This window comes from Streptomyces sp. NPDC048523, assembly GCF_043199815.1.
In the GTDB taxonomy this organism is placed as follows: domain Bacteria; phylum Actinomycetota; class Actinomycetes; order Streptomycetales; family Streptomycetaceae; genus Streptomyces.
The window spans coordinates 1,032,238-1,046,819 of record NZ_JBICWQ010000002.1 but is presented as its reverse complement, the minus strand read 5'-3'; the positions used below and the strand labels follow the sequence as shown (position 1 = coordinate 1,046,819).

General features: G+C 70.1%; 12 protein-coding genes. 5 read left to right on the top strand and 7 right to left on the bottom strand.

Annotation, left to right across the window (positions count from 1 at the left end; all coding sequences use genetic code 11):
• Positions 1–195: 195 nt before the first annotated feature.
• Complete coding sequence (locus ACGFWE_RS13655) at positions 196–3,261, bottom strand: tetratricopeptide repeat protein (protein ID WP_393599945.1); 3,066 nt, start codon at positions 3,259–3,261, stop codon at positions 196–198.
• 224 nt (positions 3,262–3,485) lie between these two features.
• Here ACGFWE_RS13655 and ACGFWE_RS13650 point away from each other — a divergent pair, with 224 nt between their 5' ends.
• Positions 3,486–6,104 carry a tetratricopeptide repeat protein gene (locus ACGFWE_RS13650; protein ID WP_393600210.1) on the top strand — a complete coding sequence of 873 codons (2,619 nt, stop codon included), beginning with the start codon at positions 3,486–3,488 and terminating at the stop codon, positions 6,102–6,104.
• 41 nt (positions 6,105–6,145) lie between these two features.
• Here ACGFWE_RS13650 and ACGFWE_RS13645 read toward each other — a convergent pair whose 3' ends face one another.
• The 4 genes from ACGFWE_RS13645 to ACGFWE_RS13630 all read right to left on the bottom strand — a co-directional run bounded on the left by ACGFWE_RS13645 (position 6,146) and on the right by ACGFWE_RS13630 (position 9,342).
• Positions 6,146–6,775, bottom strand: coding sequence for a hypothetical protein (locus tag ACGFWE_RS13645; protein ID WP_393599944.1), 630 nt, complete (start codon positions 6,773–6,775; stop codon positions 6,146–6,148).
• Entirely contained in the window at positions 6,772–8,025 is a 1,254-nt protein-coding gene (locus tag ACGFWE_RS13640; RefSeq protein ID WP_393599943.1) for a hypothetical protein, read from the bottom strand. Before ACGFWE_RS13640 ends, ACGFWE_RS13645 begins: the two co-directional genes overlap by 4 nt.
• A gap of 101 nt (positions 8,026–8,126) precedes the next feature.
• Positions 8,127–8,780: an RDD family protein gene (locus ACGFWE_RS13635; RefSeq protein WP_393599942.1), complete on the bottom strand. Its 654-nt coding sequence runs from the start codon at positions 8,778–8,780 to the stop codon at positions 8,127–8,129.
• A gap of 28 nt (positions 8,781–8,808) precedes the next feature.
• Complete coding sequence (locus ACGFWE_RS13630; protein WP_352384073.1) at positions 8,809–9,342, bottom strand: hypothetical protein; 534 nt, start codon at positions 9,340–9,342, stop codon at positions 8,809–8,811.
• 369 nt (positions 9,343–9,711) lie between these two features.
• Between ACGFWE_RS13630 and ACGFWE_RS13625 the strand changes: the two genes are divergently transcribed.
• From ACGFWE_RS13625 to ACGFWE_RS13610, 4 genes are all read left to right on the top strand, one after another.
• Positions 9,712–9,873: a hypothetical protein gene (locus ACGFWE_RS13625; protein ID WP_352384071.1), complete on the top strand. Its 162-nt coding sequence runs from the start codon at positions 9,712–9,714 to the stop codon at positions 9,871–9,873.
• 331 nt (positions 9,874–10,204) lie between these two features.
• Complete coding sequence (ettA, locus tag ACGFWE_RS13620) at positions 10,205–11,869, top strand: energy-dependent translational throttle protein EttA (RefSeq protein ID WP_352384069.1); 1,665 nt, start codon at positions 10,205–10,207, stop codon at positions 11,867–11,869.
• Between the two features lie 2 nt (positions 11,870–11,871).
• Entirely contained in the window at positions 11,872–12,285 is a 414-nt protein-coding gene (locus tag ACGFWE_RS13615; protein WP_062043634.1) for a thioesterase family protein, read from the top strand.
• Positions 12,282–12,950 carry a hypothetical protein gene (locus ACGFWE_RS13610; RefSeq protein ID WP_352384066.1) on the top strand — a complete coding sequence of 223 codons (669 nt, stop codon included), beginning with the start codon at positions 12,282–12,284 and terminating at the stop codon, positions 12,948–12,950. Before ACGFWE_RS13615 ends, ACGFWE_RS13610 begins: the two co-directional genes overlap by 4 nt.
• Before the next feature lie 3 nt (positions 12,951–12,953).
• Here the strand turns inward: ACGFWE_RS13610 and ACGFWE_RS13605 are convergent, their stop codons facing one another.
• Positions 12,954–13,913: an ABC transporter ATP-binding protein gene (locus ACGFWE_RS13605; RefSeq protein ID WP_352384064.1), complete on the bottom strand. Its 960-nt coding sequence runs from the start codon at positions 13,911–13,913 to the stop codon at positions 12,954–12,956.
• Between the two features lie 418 nt (positions 13,914–14,331).
• Positions 14,332–14,562, bottom strand: coding sequence for a hypothetical protein (locus tag ACGFWE_RS13600; protein WP_393599941.1), 231 nt, complete (start codon positions 14,560–14,562; stop codon positions 14,332–14,334).
• Positions 14,563–14,582 lie beyond the last annotated feature (20 nt).

Below are 14,582 nucleotides of genomic sequence, written 5' to 3'. Positions count from 1 at the left end.
TCTCAACGAGCGTTGGTCTATGCCCAAGCATGGGCAAGGCACAGCTGCGGCCCGTAGTGGCAGCGGGAGTGCCTCGTCGCACGCGAGAACACTAGCGTGTTGATCGAGTGTGTGTGCGGCTATGACGAACCAAGTCGAACGCTGCGCGGGTTACGCGTGTATCCCTATGCTCCGGCCTCGCCCGTCCGAATTGAACTAGGCGGTAACTTCGGCCCGCAGCTCGGCCAGCAAGCCGGCGGCCCGGACTTCCTCGGCGGAGGCCCCGATGCTCCGGCTCACCGCCAGGCTCTCCTCCATATGGGCCAGGGCCCGGGCGATGAGCCCTGCGTCCCGTTCGGCCAGGGCCAAGTCGTGGAGCACCTCGGCCTCCTCGCCCGCCGCATGAATGGCACGGGCCATCTCAAGTGCGGTGATGTGGTGTCGCAGGGCCTCATCGGTGCGGCCCGCCGTGCGGTACGTCCTGCCGATGCGCGTGAGGGCGATGGCCTGCGCGCGCCGGTCTCCGACATCCCGCAGCACTGGCAGGGCCATGCCGTACAGCTCGAGGGCTTCATCGGCTCTGCCGAGCGCGTCCATCACGGACGCCATATTCATCTGGAGCGTGGCTCTGTCTCGCGGATTCCCCATCCGCTCCGCCACGATCACCGCCTGCCGATAAGCGATTTCGGCGGCCTCCGGATGCCCTGCTCTCTTGTGGAGTTCCGCCATGTTGTTCAGTGCGCTGTATTTTCCCCGCTCATCCCCTATTTCCGTGAAATCGGCCAGAGCCGAGGTGAAGCACGCCAGAGCTTCTTCGTTCTCTGCCAGATGGAGATGGTTGATGCCGAGTAAATTTCGGCAACGCGCGATGCGGAGCGTGTCGGCAGTTTGCGTAAGGAAATCAAGAGATTTCTTGAGAAGTGATCGGGCCGATCTGTACTGCCCCGTCTGCCACAGGGGGATCGAGAGCTGGTGAACGCATTCGCTCTCCAGCTCCCGGTCCCGCAGTGACCGTGCGAGGTCGAGAGCCTGGCGTGCGGTCGAGATCGCCTCGTCGTAGCGGGAGGCGTGGGTGTGCACCGCGCAGAGGTCGAGCAGGGCTCGCACCCTGGCCGGGCTGTCACCTGCGGTGTTCCAGTGGGCGACAGCGCGCCGCAGCAGTGGCTCGGCCGCGGCGAGGTGTCCCTCCATGTCCAGGAAGCCCGCCAACACATGGACGGAAAGGGCGAGTTGATGTTCTGTGCCGCGGTTTACAAGCCAGTTCAGAGTGTCCAGAAGATTGGCCGACTCGGTGATCAGCCACTGTTCCGCCGACTGCGCGTCGACGATTTCCGGACAGGGTGCGGTGGCGGGAACACCCGTGTCGGGATCGGTGCGTGAACGGAAGGGATAGGCCAGTCGGTCCGCCCGGTCCGCGGTGTGCACGTAGTGATCCACAAGGCTTTGTACGGCCCGTCGGGCATCGTCCCGGGATTCGACGTCGCCCGATTCGATGAGTGATCTGGCGTAGTCCCGTAAAAGATCATGCATGGTGAAACGGTGGGGAATGGGCTCCGCCACGAGGTGGTGAGCCAGTAGTTCTTCGAGTACCTGTTCAGCCGTCTCCGGGGAGAGCCCGGTGAGAGCGGCGACTGCCCGAGGACCGAACTCGACTCCCACATGCAGACCGACGCGGCGGAAGACCAGCCGCTGGTCGGCGTTGAGAGCCTCGTACGAGACCGCGAAGACATGGGTCAACGTCCGGTCCAGGTCGTGGAGTTGGGCCAGATGGCCGTTGCCGTCGCTCAGCTGGCGCAACAGGTCGGAGGTGGTCCACGAGGCGCGGGCCAGCAACCTGCTCGCGGCGATCTCGATCGCCAGCGGGAGGTAGCCGCAGACCCGCACGATCTCCGCCACATCGGCGGGATTCGTGTCGCGTGCTCTCCCCAGCCGCTGTGAGAAGAGCGCCGCCGCGTCCTCGGGAGGCAGCACGTCCAGTGAGACCGGCCGTACGCCAGGCAGTCCGGGCAGCCGTCGGCGGCTGGTCACAACGACCGCTGTCGGAGAGGCGCCTGGGAGGAGTGGGCGGATCTGCTCGGAGGAGGTCGCGTCGTCGAGGATCACCAGCATCCGGCGGTCTCGTGCCACCGAGCGCCACAGGGCGACCAACTCGTCCAGTTCGCAGGGTAGTTCCTTGGTGGCCAGGCCGAGCAGCCGCAGCAGTTCGGTGAGGGCGCGGGCGGGGGTCGGCCGGGTCCGGTCGGTGGAGGAGCCGCCGAGGTGGAGGAAGATGCGGCCGTCCGGGAAGCGGTCCCGTAATCGATGCGCCAGATGGACGGCCAGGGCGGACTTCCCGACCCCGCCCATTCCGTGGATCGCCTCGACGGTGACGACGTCCGCTGCTCCCCGCCCCTCGCAGAGCGCCGCGGTGAGCCGCCGCAGTTCATCGTGCCGCCCGGCCCACGGGACATCACGGGGCAGGTTGTCCGGGACCCGGCGCGTCGGCGGCGGGGGGTGCTTGTCCTTGGCCCCGGTGTGGGGGAGGAGGTCCGCCGCGGGGGTTCCCGCCAGGATTCCCTGGTGGACCCGGTGCAGCCCGCGGCCGGCGTCGAGGCCGATGTCCCGGACGACACGCTGCCGGGTCCGCTGCAGCAGTCTGGTCGCCTCGGCCGTCCGGTTGCCGCCGTACAGGGCGACGGCGAGTCGTTCGGCCAGGGCCTCGTCCACGGGGTGTGCCTCGGCCAACGGCAGGAGTACGGGCACGGCGTCGCTGAACTTCCCTGCGCCCAGGAGGATTTCGGCCCTGGTCATCGCCGCGACGAGGCTGGTCTCGCCGATGGCTGCACGCAGATGCTCGGCCCACGAGCCGGTGATCCCGGCCAGTGGCTCGCCGTGCCACAGGGCCTCCGCCCGGTCCAGCAGACGCAGTCCCGTCTCCTCGTCGCCGTTGTCCCGCAGGGACCGGGCTCGCTCGACGCAGTTCGTGTAACAGCGCAGGTCCACCCGCTCCGGGTCGACCTCCAGGGAGTACGAGTTCGTGCGGCTGACGATCGGGGGAGCGTCGCCCCCGGCCATCCGCAGGGCGCCCCGGATGCGGGAGATGTGGGCGTGGAGCGCTTCCCGTGCCTTGGCGGGCGGATGCTCGTCCCAGATGCGGTGGATCAGAGCGTCCACGCTCACTGTGCGACCCGCGTCCCAGGCGAGGCCGGCGAGCGCCAGCCGTGTCTTGGTCGATCCGAGATCGCTGCGGCGGCCCGCCGTTCGGATCTCCACCGATCCCGAAAGCCTGATCTCGAACTCCACCAGCGTCCTCCCCGCCGGTAGGCCCTGTGATTGCCGAGCATTCGAGAGTGTCATGGACCTGGCACGGGCGACCATAAGGGAGCGCTGTGTGTTCAAAGTTGACCGATAAATAACCCTATTGGTTCACATCTTGTCCGCAGTGGGGAGTGACTCCCGAGAAGACGGAAGGAGTCGCGTACGTGCGTGCTTTCTCCTCGGACGGATCGGAGGCGCTGCTGTCGGCCATGGCCGCCTGCGGCGCCGACCCGGAGTCGCCCGCGTGGCGCGAACTGGCCCGGGTGACGGACACCGCGGCCCGCGCGGACCCCTCCGTGGCGCGGCTCTGGCCGGGGTGCGAGGCGCGGGGGCAACCGGTCGAAGCGGCACGGTGGCAGCAACTGGCGCAAGCTTTGGGTGAGTTGGCATCACGCGACCCGGCGACCCGGCAGGCGCTGACCGAGTGGTTACGCAACTACCCTGACCCCGGGCCGACTCTGCCTGGGTTGGCCTCCACGCCGTCCGGATCGGGCCCGACGTCACCCGCAGCCGAGCCCATGGCACCCGCACCGCCCGCATCCGCACCGACGACTTCCGGGCCGGCCCCGGAGCCGCCCGCAGCCGTACCCACGTCACCGGTCCCCGACCCTGCCCCCGCACCCCCCGCCCCCGCGATGACCGCCAACCTCATCAGCGGCAGTTCCGTGCTCCACGGTCCCAGCGTGCAGGCTCGGGACATCCACGGTGGTGTCCACTTCCACCCGTCCGCTGCCACGGCACCGCCGCCCCGTCACCCCGTTCCCCGTCAACTGCCGCCGGTGACCGCGCGGTTCATCGGCCGGGAGGCCGACCGGCAGGCACTCGACGCACTGCGTGCCGAGCGGTCGGCGCACGCGCCGCAGGTCCTCGTGGTCACCGGGCTCGCGGGTGTCGGGAAGACCTCCTTCGCCGCTCACTGGCTCCACGAACACGCCGACAGTTTTCCCGACGGCCAGCTCTACGCCGACCTCGGAGCCCAGAACACAGCCACGGAGGACGGCCCCGTCTCCCCGGCCACCGTCCTGGAAGCCTTCCTGATCGCACTCGGCGCGTCCTCGGTGCCGAGCGGGACCGCACAGCGAAGCGCGCTGTGGCGTTCTACGACCTCGGGCCTCCGGCTTGCCGTCCTGCTGGACAGCGCGTTCACCGCCGCCCAGGTGCGCCCCCTCCTGCTCGGCACACCGACCGGCCTCACCATGGTGACCAGCAGAAACAACCTGACCGGGCTGCGCCTCGACGGCGCCTCCGTGCACCGGCTCGAGGGGCTCCCCGCCGCCTCGGCCGTCGAACTCCTCGCCGTCGGCGGCGGGACGCGCGTGGCCCGGGAGCCCGCCTCCGCGCGTGAAGTGGTCAGACTGTGCGGCCGCCTGCCCCTGGCCGTGGCCCTGGCCTCCGCCCAGCTCGCCCTGCGCCCCCACCGCTCCGTGTCGGCCCTGGCCGACAGCCTGTCCCGGGGGCGGGGCGCGGTCGACACGCTGCGCGTGGACGGGGAGGCCGTGATGCGTACGGCGCTCGACATGTCGTACGACGTCCTCCCGGGCGCGAGCCGGGCGCTGTACCGCCGGATGGGGCTGCTGCCCGCCGACCGCCACGACCTCTCGCTGCTGGCCGCCCTCGCAGCCGACGTGGAGGAGCCGGGCGGGGAAGGGGCGGGGGAGGAACGTCCGGGGGAGAAAGGGGTCGACAGCGCGGAGGCCGCCGACATCGCCGTCGGCGCGCTCGTGGAGTCGAATCTGCTGGAGGAGACGGGTCCGGGCATCTATCGCTTCCATGACCTCGTCCAGCCGCATGCCCGGCGGCTCGGCGAGGAGCTGGAGGACCCCGGCCGACGCGAGCGCACCCTGCGGCGGTTCGTCGACTGGTGTCTGTCCACCGCGGCTTCGGCGGAGGGCATCCTCACCCCCAGCCACCGGCTGGCAGGGCACGACCTCCCCGCCGGGACGACGCCCGCGACACCGTTCGACGGCCCCGAGGAGGCGCTGACCTGGCTGGACACGCACCGCAACGGACTCATGGGCGCCGTACGGCTCTCGGCCCGGCTCGGCTGGCACTCCTCCTGCTGGCGTCTGACGGACCTCATGTGGCCCCTTTTCCTTCGGTTGCGCCCCTCGGAGATGTGGATCGAGGCGCACCGCCTCGGCCTCGAAGCGGCGCGCCGGAGCGGATCGAGGCAGGGGGAGGGCCGCATGCTCACCTCCGGCGCGATCGGCCTGCGCGACGCGGGCCGCCACCGGGAGGCCGCCGACTGGTACCGACAGGCGCTGGAGACGGCCACGGCCGACGGCGACGTACGCCAACAGGCCCAGGCCCTGAGCGGGTTGGGACATGTCGCACTCCTGGCCCACCGGCTCGACGAGGCCCGCGGCCACTTCGAGCACGCCCTGCGGCTGCGGGAGTCGATCGGCTACCGGCGCGGCGCCGCCCTGACCCGGCGGCGCCTCGGCGAGACCGCGCTGGCCGCCGGTGACCTGGCCACGGCCGCCGAGCAGCTGCGCCGGGCGGGCACCGAACTGGACGCGCTGGGAGAGACGTACGAGGCGACCCGCGTCCTGGCTCTTCTCGGTCATGTGCTGGACCGCGCAGGGGACCCCGACGGGGACCCGGGCGGTGGCGTGCGACGGCTGCGGGAGGCGCTCGCGCGCTTCCGGGCGGGCGAGGCCCGTTCCGAGCACTGGGAGGCACGCTGCCTGGAATGGCTCGGCCAGGCCGCCGAGACGCGTGGTGATCGAGAGGAATCGGTACGCCACTACGAGGCCGCCCGCGCGCTCCTTCGCCGCCTGAGCCCCGAGGACGCACTACGCCTGGACGACCGACTGCGGCAACGGTGAGCGCCGCGGCCGGTCGTCCTCCGCCGGTCCGGTCGGTGCGGTTACACCGGGGCGAGGCGGCGCAGCGCCTCCGGCGGTCTCCCGGCCACCGTCCAGGCGTGCACGACCGAGGCGACCGTGTGCGGCGGGAGCGGTGCATCGGACCTGCCGCCCCGTGACGGCCGTACGAACGACACGGCGCCCGACGCGTCCCGCACCCCGACGACACACGCGGTGGACGTGTCGGGTACGGCGGCGGCAAGGCAACCGGGGTGGGCGGTCAGCAGGTCGAGCACGCGTCGGCGGGCCGCGTCGGGCGGCAGCGGGGCACGGCTCACCAGGACGTCGGCGTGTGCCGCGAGCGCTGCCCGCTCCGGGCTGTCCGCGTCCACCCACAGGTGCACGTCGCAGGGCAGCGGACCCCCGGGCGGGTGCGGGCAGGGCGCGGGATACGGCTGTCCGCGTCCCCCGGTGGGCGAGGGCAGCGGATCGGACCGTACGAGCACCGGACCGTGCGCCGAGTCCGAACGCCAGACGGCGAGGGACGACCGCTCGTGCGAGCCGCCGGCACGGAGCGCGGACGGACCGGAGCGCGCCGCGGGAAAACACACCGTGGCCCATGCGGCGTCCATGGCCGACGCGGCGTCCGTGGCCCATGCGGCATCCGGGACGGGGCGCCGGTCGCTCCTCATGCCGCCCCGCTGCCGGCGGAGATCTCCCACCGGGTCAGCGCGGGCGGTGGCGAGGGCGGTGCGACGAGGGGCGGACGGGCCGGTTCGCCCAGCCCGAGCAGGCGGTAGAGGAGCGAGCGCATCCGCCGGTGGAACTGTCCCGGCGCCGACGTCAGCGAGGCGGCGACATGGTCGTACTGCCCCGGGCGGTGCAGCTGAGCCGCGTACTCCAGCTGCTCCGCGAGCGGATATCCCGGTACGACCACGGGTGCCACGGCCGACAGCAGGGCCGCCGGGGAGCAGGCCGACACCTCGCGCCGGGGACCGGCGGTCAGCAGCAGCGTCGCGTCCGTGAGGGTGCCGTACGCGGTGAGTGATCCGTGGTCCCCGATGATCCAGTCGGCCGCGATCAGCGGCGCCTGCCAGTCGGCCTCCGGCGGCACGACCGCGAGCCCCCGACCCCGGCAGGAGGACAGCCAGCCGTGCACCTGCCGGGTTCCGTGGCCGGCGAACACATTGGGATGGACCAGCATCGCCACGCGGTGGCCGTCGCCCGGCAACTGGCTCAGCAGTTGCGGCAGCAGGGAGTCGAGCCGCCCGAACGTCGACGCGGGCCCCCAGGTGGACGTGACGACCACGAGCCGCTGCCCGTCCTCGATCCCGAGGGCCCGGCGGTAGGCCTCGCGGCCGGGCCGGCCCGCCGTGATCCGGTCGGCACACGGATCGCCCGCCACGTGGGCCACCGGAAGCGCCTCCGGGCAGGACCGGGAGAGTTCCTCCAGGTCCCGGTCATGGGCGTAGACGACCGCCGCCGGGACCAGCCGCCCCTCGTGCAGCAGATGCCGGCGGCTCAGCATCCCCGGCGGCCTCGGCTCACCCGGGGCCAGCGCGGTGACGTCGGTGAGCAGTTTGATCTGGCCGGCCCCGTGCGAGATGCGTACGACTGGAGCCCGCAGTTCGTGCACTCCGCGGGAGCCCGCGGCGAGCGCGAGGTCGAAGTCGGCGCGCCGCGCCTCTTCCCAGGGCACGGTGCTGATGCCCAGGCTCCGCAGGAACTCGGTGGTCCCGTTGCCGAAGGCGTGCGGGGCGACCGTGAAGACCAGTTGGATGCGCAGGTCGGTCTCCAGGAGTTCGAAGACCTCACGCAGCCGTTGGGCGAAGGTCACGGTGTGCACGACGACCAGGACCCTCTTGCAGTCCCGTACGGTCAGCCAGTGCCCCTGCTCGATCAGTGCTGATCTCGTCGTTCCGACAGACACGCGATCCCCCATCGCTCGTCGCGACGTACCACGGACGGCAGGGGGGTTCCCGGCGCACACGGTGCTTTCCTTGCAGGCCTCTTGCAGCACCCTTGCGGCGGCGCAGCTGCCACTTACCTCTGCGGTGTCCCGGCGTGACTGTCCGAGAGCTGTGGCTGCGGCTGTGGCCGAAGGAGATCTCGGGGGTCGCTGACGACCAGCGTAGTGGCCATTTTGTCCCACAGCTCCTGACGATTCTTGTCCCACAGGAGCCAGAAATAGGGAATCAGAAGGGTGAAGCTGGCGAGGAATCCGATGAGCGTCTTCGCGATGACTTCCCGGAAGAACATCCTGAGCCATCCGGCGGTTCGAGCCTGCGGAATGCAGACGACTCTCATGTGGAGCAGTTGTTTGGCGGGCGTTTGGCCATATTGGAAGACTATGAGCGCCCAGATGACCCAGCCGATCACCAACGTGCAGATCATGAGTACGAACTCCAGCAAGTACCCGCCGAAGCGAAGTCCGGCGGTGGAGAGTGTTATTCCTTGCGGAAGGAACAGTACTTGATTGCAGAACTGGCAGGAGAGTTCCTCGCCGGCGGGTTTTCCGCAGGCCGGGCATTCGGTGGGCGGTGTCAATGCCATCGACGTTGCCGGCGGCGTTGGCTGTGGTGTGAACGGCGGCGGGTTCGTCGAGGGGTGTTGGGGTCGCTGGTCCCATTGCCGGGGCTCGCCGCGAGCCTCAGGCTGCACTCTCGTTCCCCTGTGTTCATCAGGGTTGTCGGTCATTGTCGTCTCCACTTGCTGTTGCGTAGGCTCAGTGACCAAAGGGGTCAAGGGCCTGGGAGGTCCCGTAGTCCTCCCACTGCAGGGAGACGCGATCGCCGATCCTGGGAACGTTATGGAATACAGCCCAGGCCATGAGAATCCTGTGGTTGGGGCTCAGGTTGGCGTTCCACTCCGGGTGATCGCTGCATAGGTCGTGCTCGGCCTTCACGTACCCAATACTCTTGCCCTGCCTGAATATGTTTTCCCTTATCTTTCCGGTGTCCCAACCCTGGCATGTCAAGTAAACGACATGATCTGACGTGTTGTTGTAGATGACGTTCACCTGCCAGCGGGTGGGTATGCCTCCCTCCCAGGGGAAAACTTGGCTGGCTATCCAGGAGACTTGCACCTCTCCGTCGTCCGAGATGACATTGCTCTTGCCCTGGGTTGCGTATGCACCAGCCTCGGGGAATGAGCTTGCTGCTGGGACTGTGGACGGCTGATCTGCGGGGGCGGCACCCAGTCCGATTGCTGCGACCATCATCACTGGGCTACTCGCAGCCAAAGCCCATCGGATGTTCATGGTGACCACACCCCAAGCGGGCGGAAATGCAAGATGTGCAGGTGCCGCGGCAGCGCGATGCGTCGGAGCGATCCGAATGGTGCTCGGTGCATCTGCGGGTGCTTGACCGCTTCGAGCGGTAGCTGTCGCCTGCCGTGGGACGAGAGGGTCCGCCAGGCATATGGCGGGTTCGCCTGCGGTACCGGCAGTACCTATGACCAGGGGAGCACAGGTCGAAGGCAGCTGCATGTCGATCAAGGGGTTTGCGGGTACAGCGTTGTCCCCGACGGGCCCGGCATCCGGGACACGAGCGGCATCGGGACCGGCCGGCGTTCCAGGGCGTCCTGTTCCTGCCGGCAGACCGGGATCGGCTGGGGCCGGCGCAGCACCGTGGAACGCGCCCGGCTGACCGCCTTCACCACGGTCATGGCGGCTTCGGCGGCCTTCTGGATGATCTTCGCCCAGAGCGGTTCCGTCCTGTCGCTGTTCGCCGCGCACCACACCGACCGCGACATCCTCGGCTTCACGGTTACCGCGAGCCGGCTGCGGTAGGTGCACCCGCTGTTCCTCCTGCTGCCGGCCCCCGGGCAGGCCGGCTGCACCTGCCGCAGGAGCTCGGCCTCGATGCGGGGATGACATGCGGGCGGCGCCTGGTCGGCGGACCGAGGCCGGGCTGGGGTGGGCCCCGCTGCGCGAGGTCCTCCTCGCGGAACTCCGCGGCGCGGACATCCCGGCGACGACCGGTGACCGGTCGGCTACCGGGTGGTCGGTGAACGGCCAGGTCACAGCCCCCCGACCAAACGGGTTACCACCCGAGGGTGGACGTCAGGCAAGATGGGGTGTATCTGCCCACTCCAGATCTCAAGTTGCCGGACGGTTTCTCTTGGCTGAGTACATCTACACCATGCGCAAGACGCGTAAGGCGCACGGAGACAAGGTCATCCTTGACGACGTGACGCTGAGCTTCCTGCCCGGCGCGAAGATCGGTGTGGTCGGGCCCAACGGTGCCGGTAAGTCCACCGTTCTCAAGATCATGGCGGGCCTTGAGCAGCCGTCCAACGGTGACGCGTTCCTGTCGCCCGGCTTCAGCGTCGGCATCCTCATGCAGGAGCCGAAGCTCGACGAGTCCAAGACGGTCCTGGAGAACGTCCAGGACGGCGCCGCCGAGATCATGGGCAAGCTCAACCGCTTCAACGAGGTCGCCGAGCTCATGGCGACCGACTACTCGGACGCGCTGCTGGACGAGATGGGCAAGCTCCAGGAGGACCTGGACCACGCCAACGCCTGGGACCTGGACGCGCAGCTGGAGCAGGCGATGGAGGCGCTGGGCTGCCCGCCCGGCGACTGGCCCGTCACCACCCTCTCCGGTGGCGAGAAGCGCCGCGTCGCGCTCTGCAAGCTGCTGATCGAGGCCCCGGACCTGCTCCTCCTCGACGAGCCCACCAACCACCTGGACGCCGAGTCGGTGAACTGGCTGGAGCAGCACCTCTCGAAGTACGCGGGCGCTGTCGTCGCCGTCACTCACGACCGGTACTTCCTGAACAACGTCGCCCAGTGGATCCTCGAGCTCGACCGCGGCCGCGCGATCCCCTACGAGGGCAACTACTCCACGTACCTGGAGAAGAAGGCCGCTCGCCTCAAGGTCGAGGGCCGCAAGGACGAGAAGCGCGCCAAGCGCCTCAAGGAAGAGCTGGAGTGGGTCCGCTCCAACGCCAAGGGGCGCCAGACCAAGTCCAAGGCCCGCCTGGCCCGTTACGAGGAAATGGCGGCCGAGGCCGACAAGATGCGGAAGCTGGACTTCGAGGAGATCCAGATCCCGCCGGGCCCGCGGCTGGGCTCCATCGTCGTCGAGGTCAACAACCTCTCGAAGGCGTTCGGCGACAAGGTCCTGGTCGACGACCTCTCGTTCACGCTGCCGCGCAACGGCATCGTGGGCATCATCGGCCCGAACGGCGCCGGCAAGACCACGCTGTTCAAGATGATCCAGGGTCTCGAGCCCGCGGACTCGGGCACGGTCAAGATCGGCGACACGGTCAAGATCAGCTACGTCGACCAGAGCCGCGCCAACATCGACCCCAAGAAGACCCTCTGGGCCGTGGTGTCGGACGAGTTGGACTACATCAACGTCGGCCAGGTCGAGATGCCGTCGCGGGCCTACGTCTCCGCCTTCGGCTTCAAGGGTCCGGACCAGCAGAAGCCGGCCGGCGTCCTGTCCGGTGGTGAGCGCAACCGCCTGAACCTGGCGCTCACGCTCAAGGAGGGCGGCAACCTGCTGCTCCTCGACGAGCCCACCAACGACCTCGACGTCGAGACCCTGTCCTCGCTCGAGAACGCCCTGCTCGAGTTCCCGGGCGCGGCTGTGGTCATCTCCCACGACCGCTGGTTCCTGGACCGGGTCGCGACCCACATCCTCGCCTACGAGGGTGACTCCAAGTGGTACTGGTTCGAGGGCAACTTCGAGTCGTACGAGAAGAACAAGGTCGAGCGGCTCGGCCCGGACGCCGCGCGTCCGCACCGCGCCACCTACAAGAAGCTGACCCGGGGCTGATCTTGCGGCACATCTACCGCTGCCCGCTGCGCTGGGCGGACATGGACGCGTACGGCCACGTCAACAACGTGGTCTTCCTCCGCTACCTGGAGGAAGCCCGTATCGACTTCCTGTTCCGCCCGGACAAGGATTTCCAGCAGGGGTCCGTGGTGGCACGCCATGAGATCGACTACAAGCGGCAGCTGGTCCACCGGCACGCGCCCGTGGACATCGAGCTGTGGATCACCGAGATCCGGGCCGCGTCCTTCACCATCGCCTACGAGGTGAAGGACGGCGACGACGTCTACGTCCGGGCCTCGACCGTGATCGTGCCGTTCGACTTCGAGGCCCAGCGGCCGCGCCGGATCACCGCGGAGGAACGGGAGTTCCTCGAGGAGTACCGGGACGACGACGAGGAGGAGGCCGTCGCCGCATGACGGTCCTCCACCTCGCCGACGAGGGGGAGGCCGCAGACCTCGCCGCCTTCCTCTCCCGGCTGCTCCACTACGACCGCTCGGCCGCGGTACGGCTCCAGGGGACCGGCACCGCGCTCGCCGTCTTCGGGCGCCCGCCGTCCTTCGACGTGCTGGCGATCCGGGCGGTGCGGCTCGCCAAGCCGTACGAGAACGGGCTCGACGTCAGCCTCGACGTGACCGTGTCCGCCGGTGAGCTCCTGGAGTCCGTCGACGAGGGCGCGGGTACGGCTCTCGTGCCGGCGGCGGTGACCGGGCCGCCGTGGGCCGGAGTACTGCCGCCGCGCGGTGGCTGGCGGGCGGTGAGCGGGCTGCCGGAGCCCGAGGCGCTGCGGGCGCTCGTCCACGCCGGGGTCGCCGAATTCCGGGCCCGTAGCGAGGAGTTGGCACCCGAGGCGCGTACGCGGGCCGAACTCGACCGGATCGGGCGGGAGATCTGGTCCCGGACCGTGGGAGACACCCGGCTGCCCGTGCGGGCCGTGCACGCGGCCCAGTCGCTCGGATTCCTGCGGGCCGGCGGGGGCCTGGGGCTCTTCTCGTCGGGGGCGTGGCTGCGGCTGCGGACGCCCTACGGCTCGATCGCCGTACGGCAAGGGGGACTCGGGGCGCTCGGCGTCAGCGTGCGCTGAGGGTCATCCGTCCCGGTCGCTGTCGTCCGGCCATACGCCGACGTGGTCCGGCTCCAGTTCCAGTGCGACCCGGTCGCGCATCCCCAGCGCCTCCGTGTACTCCTTCGGGAGTTGGAGGCGGCCCGCGCGGTCCAGCATCGCGTACTCCCTGGCCACCAGGGTCTCGTGGCCCGTTGCCGCGTCCACCTCGCTGCGGCGCAGGACCTCGGTGGACGTACGGCCGTCCCTGATCGCCACCGCGCGGCGGACCTCACCCGCCACGGCCTGGTCGTGGGTGACGATGACGATCGTCGTGCCGAGCTGTTCGTTGGCCGTGCGGAACGCGGCGAAGATCTGTTCCGCGGTGTGGGAGTCCAGTTCGCCCGTCGGTTCGTCGGCCAGGAGGACCGCGGGGTTGTTGGCCAGGGCCACCGCGATGGCCACGCGTTGCTGCTGGCCGCCGGACATCTGGTGGGGGCGGCGGTTGCGGCAGTCGGCGACCTCCAGCAACTCCAGGAGTTCCAGGGCGCGTTCGGTGTGGGTGCGGCGGGGTGTCCGGGCGCCGGAGAGCTGGATGGGGAGGGTGATGTTCTGGGCGGCGGTGAGGTAGGGCAGGAGGTTGCGGGAGGTCTGCTGCCAGACGAAGCCGACCGTCTTGCGGCGGTAGGCCAGGCGGTCCTTCGCGGTCATGGTCAACAGGTCGTGCCCCGCGACCCTGGCGGCGCCGGCGGTGGGGGTGTCCAAGCCGGCGAGGATGTTCATGAGCGTGGACTTGCCGCTGCCGGACGCGCCCACCAGGGCGAGGAGTTCGCCCTCGCGGACGAGGAGGTCGAGGCCCTGGAGGGCCTGGACCTCCACGCCGTCCGTGGTGAAGACCCGGACGAGCCGGTCACAGGTGATCAGGGCGTCGTGGCCGTAGCCGGGACGGGAGCGGGCCTGGGCCGCCCGGTCGGCCAGGTCGGTGAGGGTGGGATTCGTCGTCATCGGCCTTCTCCTCGACGGTGGTCCGGGACGGTGAGTGGCCGGGGCCGGGTCCCGCTGATGCGGTCGCCCCCGGCGAGATCGGCGCGTCCGCCGGCGTCGTCCTGTCGGTATGGCTGCGTGTGGCTGGGGCCGAGGCGGGCGCTCGTCTTGGGCGGGCGGGTGCCGTCGCGCTCACCGCCACGGCGGCACGGCTGCGTGTGGCTGGGGCCGAGGAAGGTGCTCGTGTCGTGCGGCTGGGTTGTGTCGCCCGCCGCCGCTGGGCGGAAGCCATCGCGCCCGGCGAGGTCGGCGGGTCCGGCGATGTTCCCGCGCTGGCCGGTGCCGCCGTGTCTACCGGGTTCGCCCCAGCAGCCCGACTGCCCGTGACTGGGGCCGAGGGAGAAGCGCGTCTCGCGCGGACGGGTTGCTTCGCCCGCCGTCACCGAGCGGGTGCCGTCGCGGCCAGCGATGCGCCCGCGCGTACCAGCACCGTCGCGCCCACCAGGACCGCCGTGCCGAGCGATGCCCCCGTACCCACCAGGACCGCCGTGCCGAGCGATGCCCCCGCGCCCACCAGGACCGCCGTGCCGAGCGATGCCCCCGCACCCACCAGGACCGCCGTGCCGAGCGATGCCCCCGCGCCCACCCGCACCGCCGCGCCCCCCGTCACCGTCCCAGTCGCTCGAACTC

Excerpts from the sequence above, each read along its gene's own strand:
- ACGFWE_RS13650 (WP_393600210.1), top strand. The coding sequence starts at position 3,486 with ATGGCCGCCTGCGGCGCCGACCCGGAGTCGCCCGCGTGGCGCGAACTG.
- ACGFWE_RS13645 (WP_393599944.1), bottom strand. The coding sequence starts at position 6,775 with ATGAGGAGCGACCGGCGCCCCGTCCCGGATGCCGCATGGGCCACGGAC.
- ACGFWE_RS13640 (WP_393599943.1), bottom strand. The coding sequence starts at position 8,025 with ATGGGGGATCGCGTGTCTGTCGGAACGACGAGATCAGCACTGATCGAG.
- ACGFWE_RS13635 (WP_393599942.1), bottom strand. The coding sequence starts at position 8,780 with ATGACCGACAACCCTGATGAACACAGGGGAACGAGAGTGCAGCCTGAG.
- ACGFWE_RS13630 (WP_352384073.1), bottom strand. The coding sequence starts at position 9,342 with ATGAACATCCGATGGGCTTTGGCTGCGAGTAGCCCAGTGATGATGGTC.
- ACGFWE_RS13610 (WP_352384066.1), top strand. The coding sequence starts at position 12,282 with ATGACGGTCCTCCACCTCGCCGACGAGGGGGAGGCCGCAGACCTCGCC.
- ACGFWE_RS13605 (WP_352384064.1), bottom strand. The coding sequence starts at position 13,913 with ATGACGACGAATCCCACCCTCACCGACCTGGCCGACCGGGCGGCCCAG.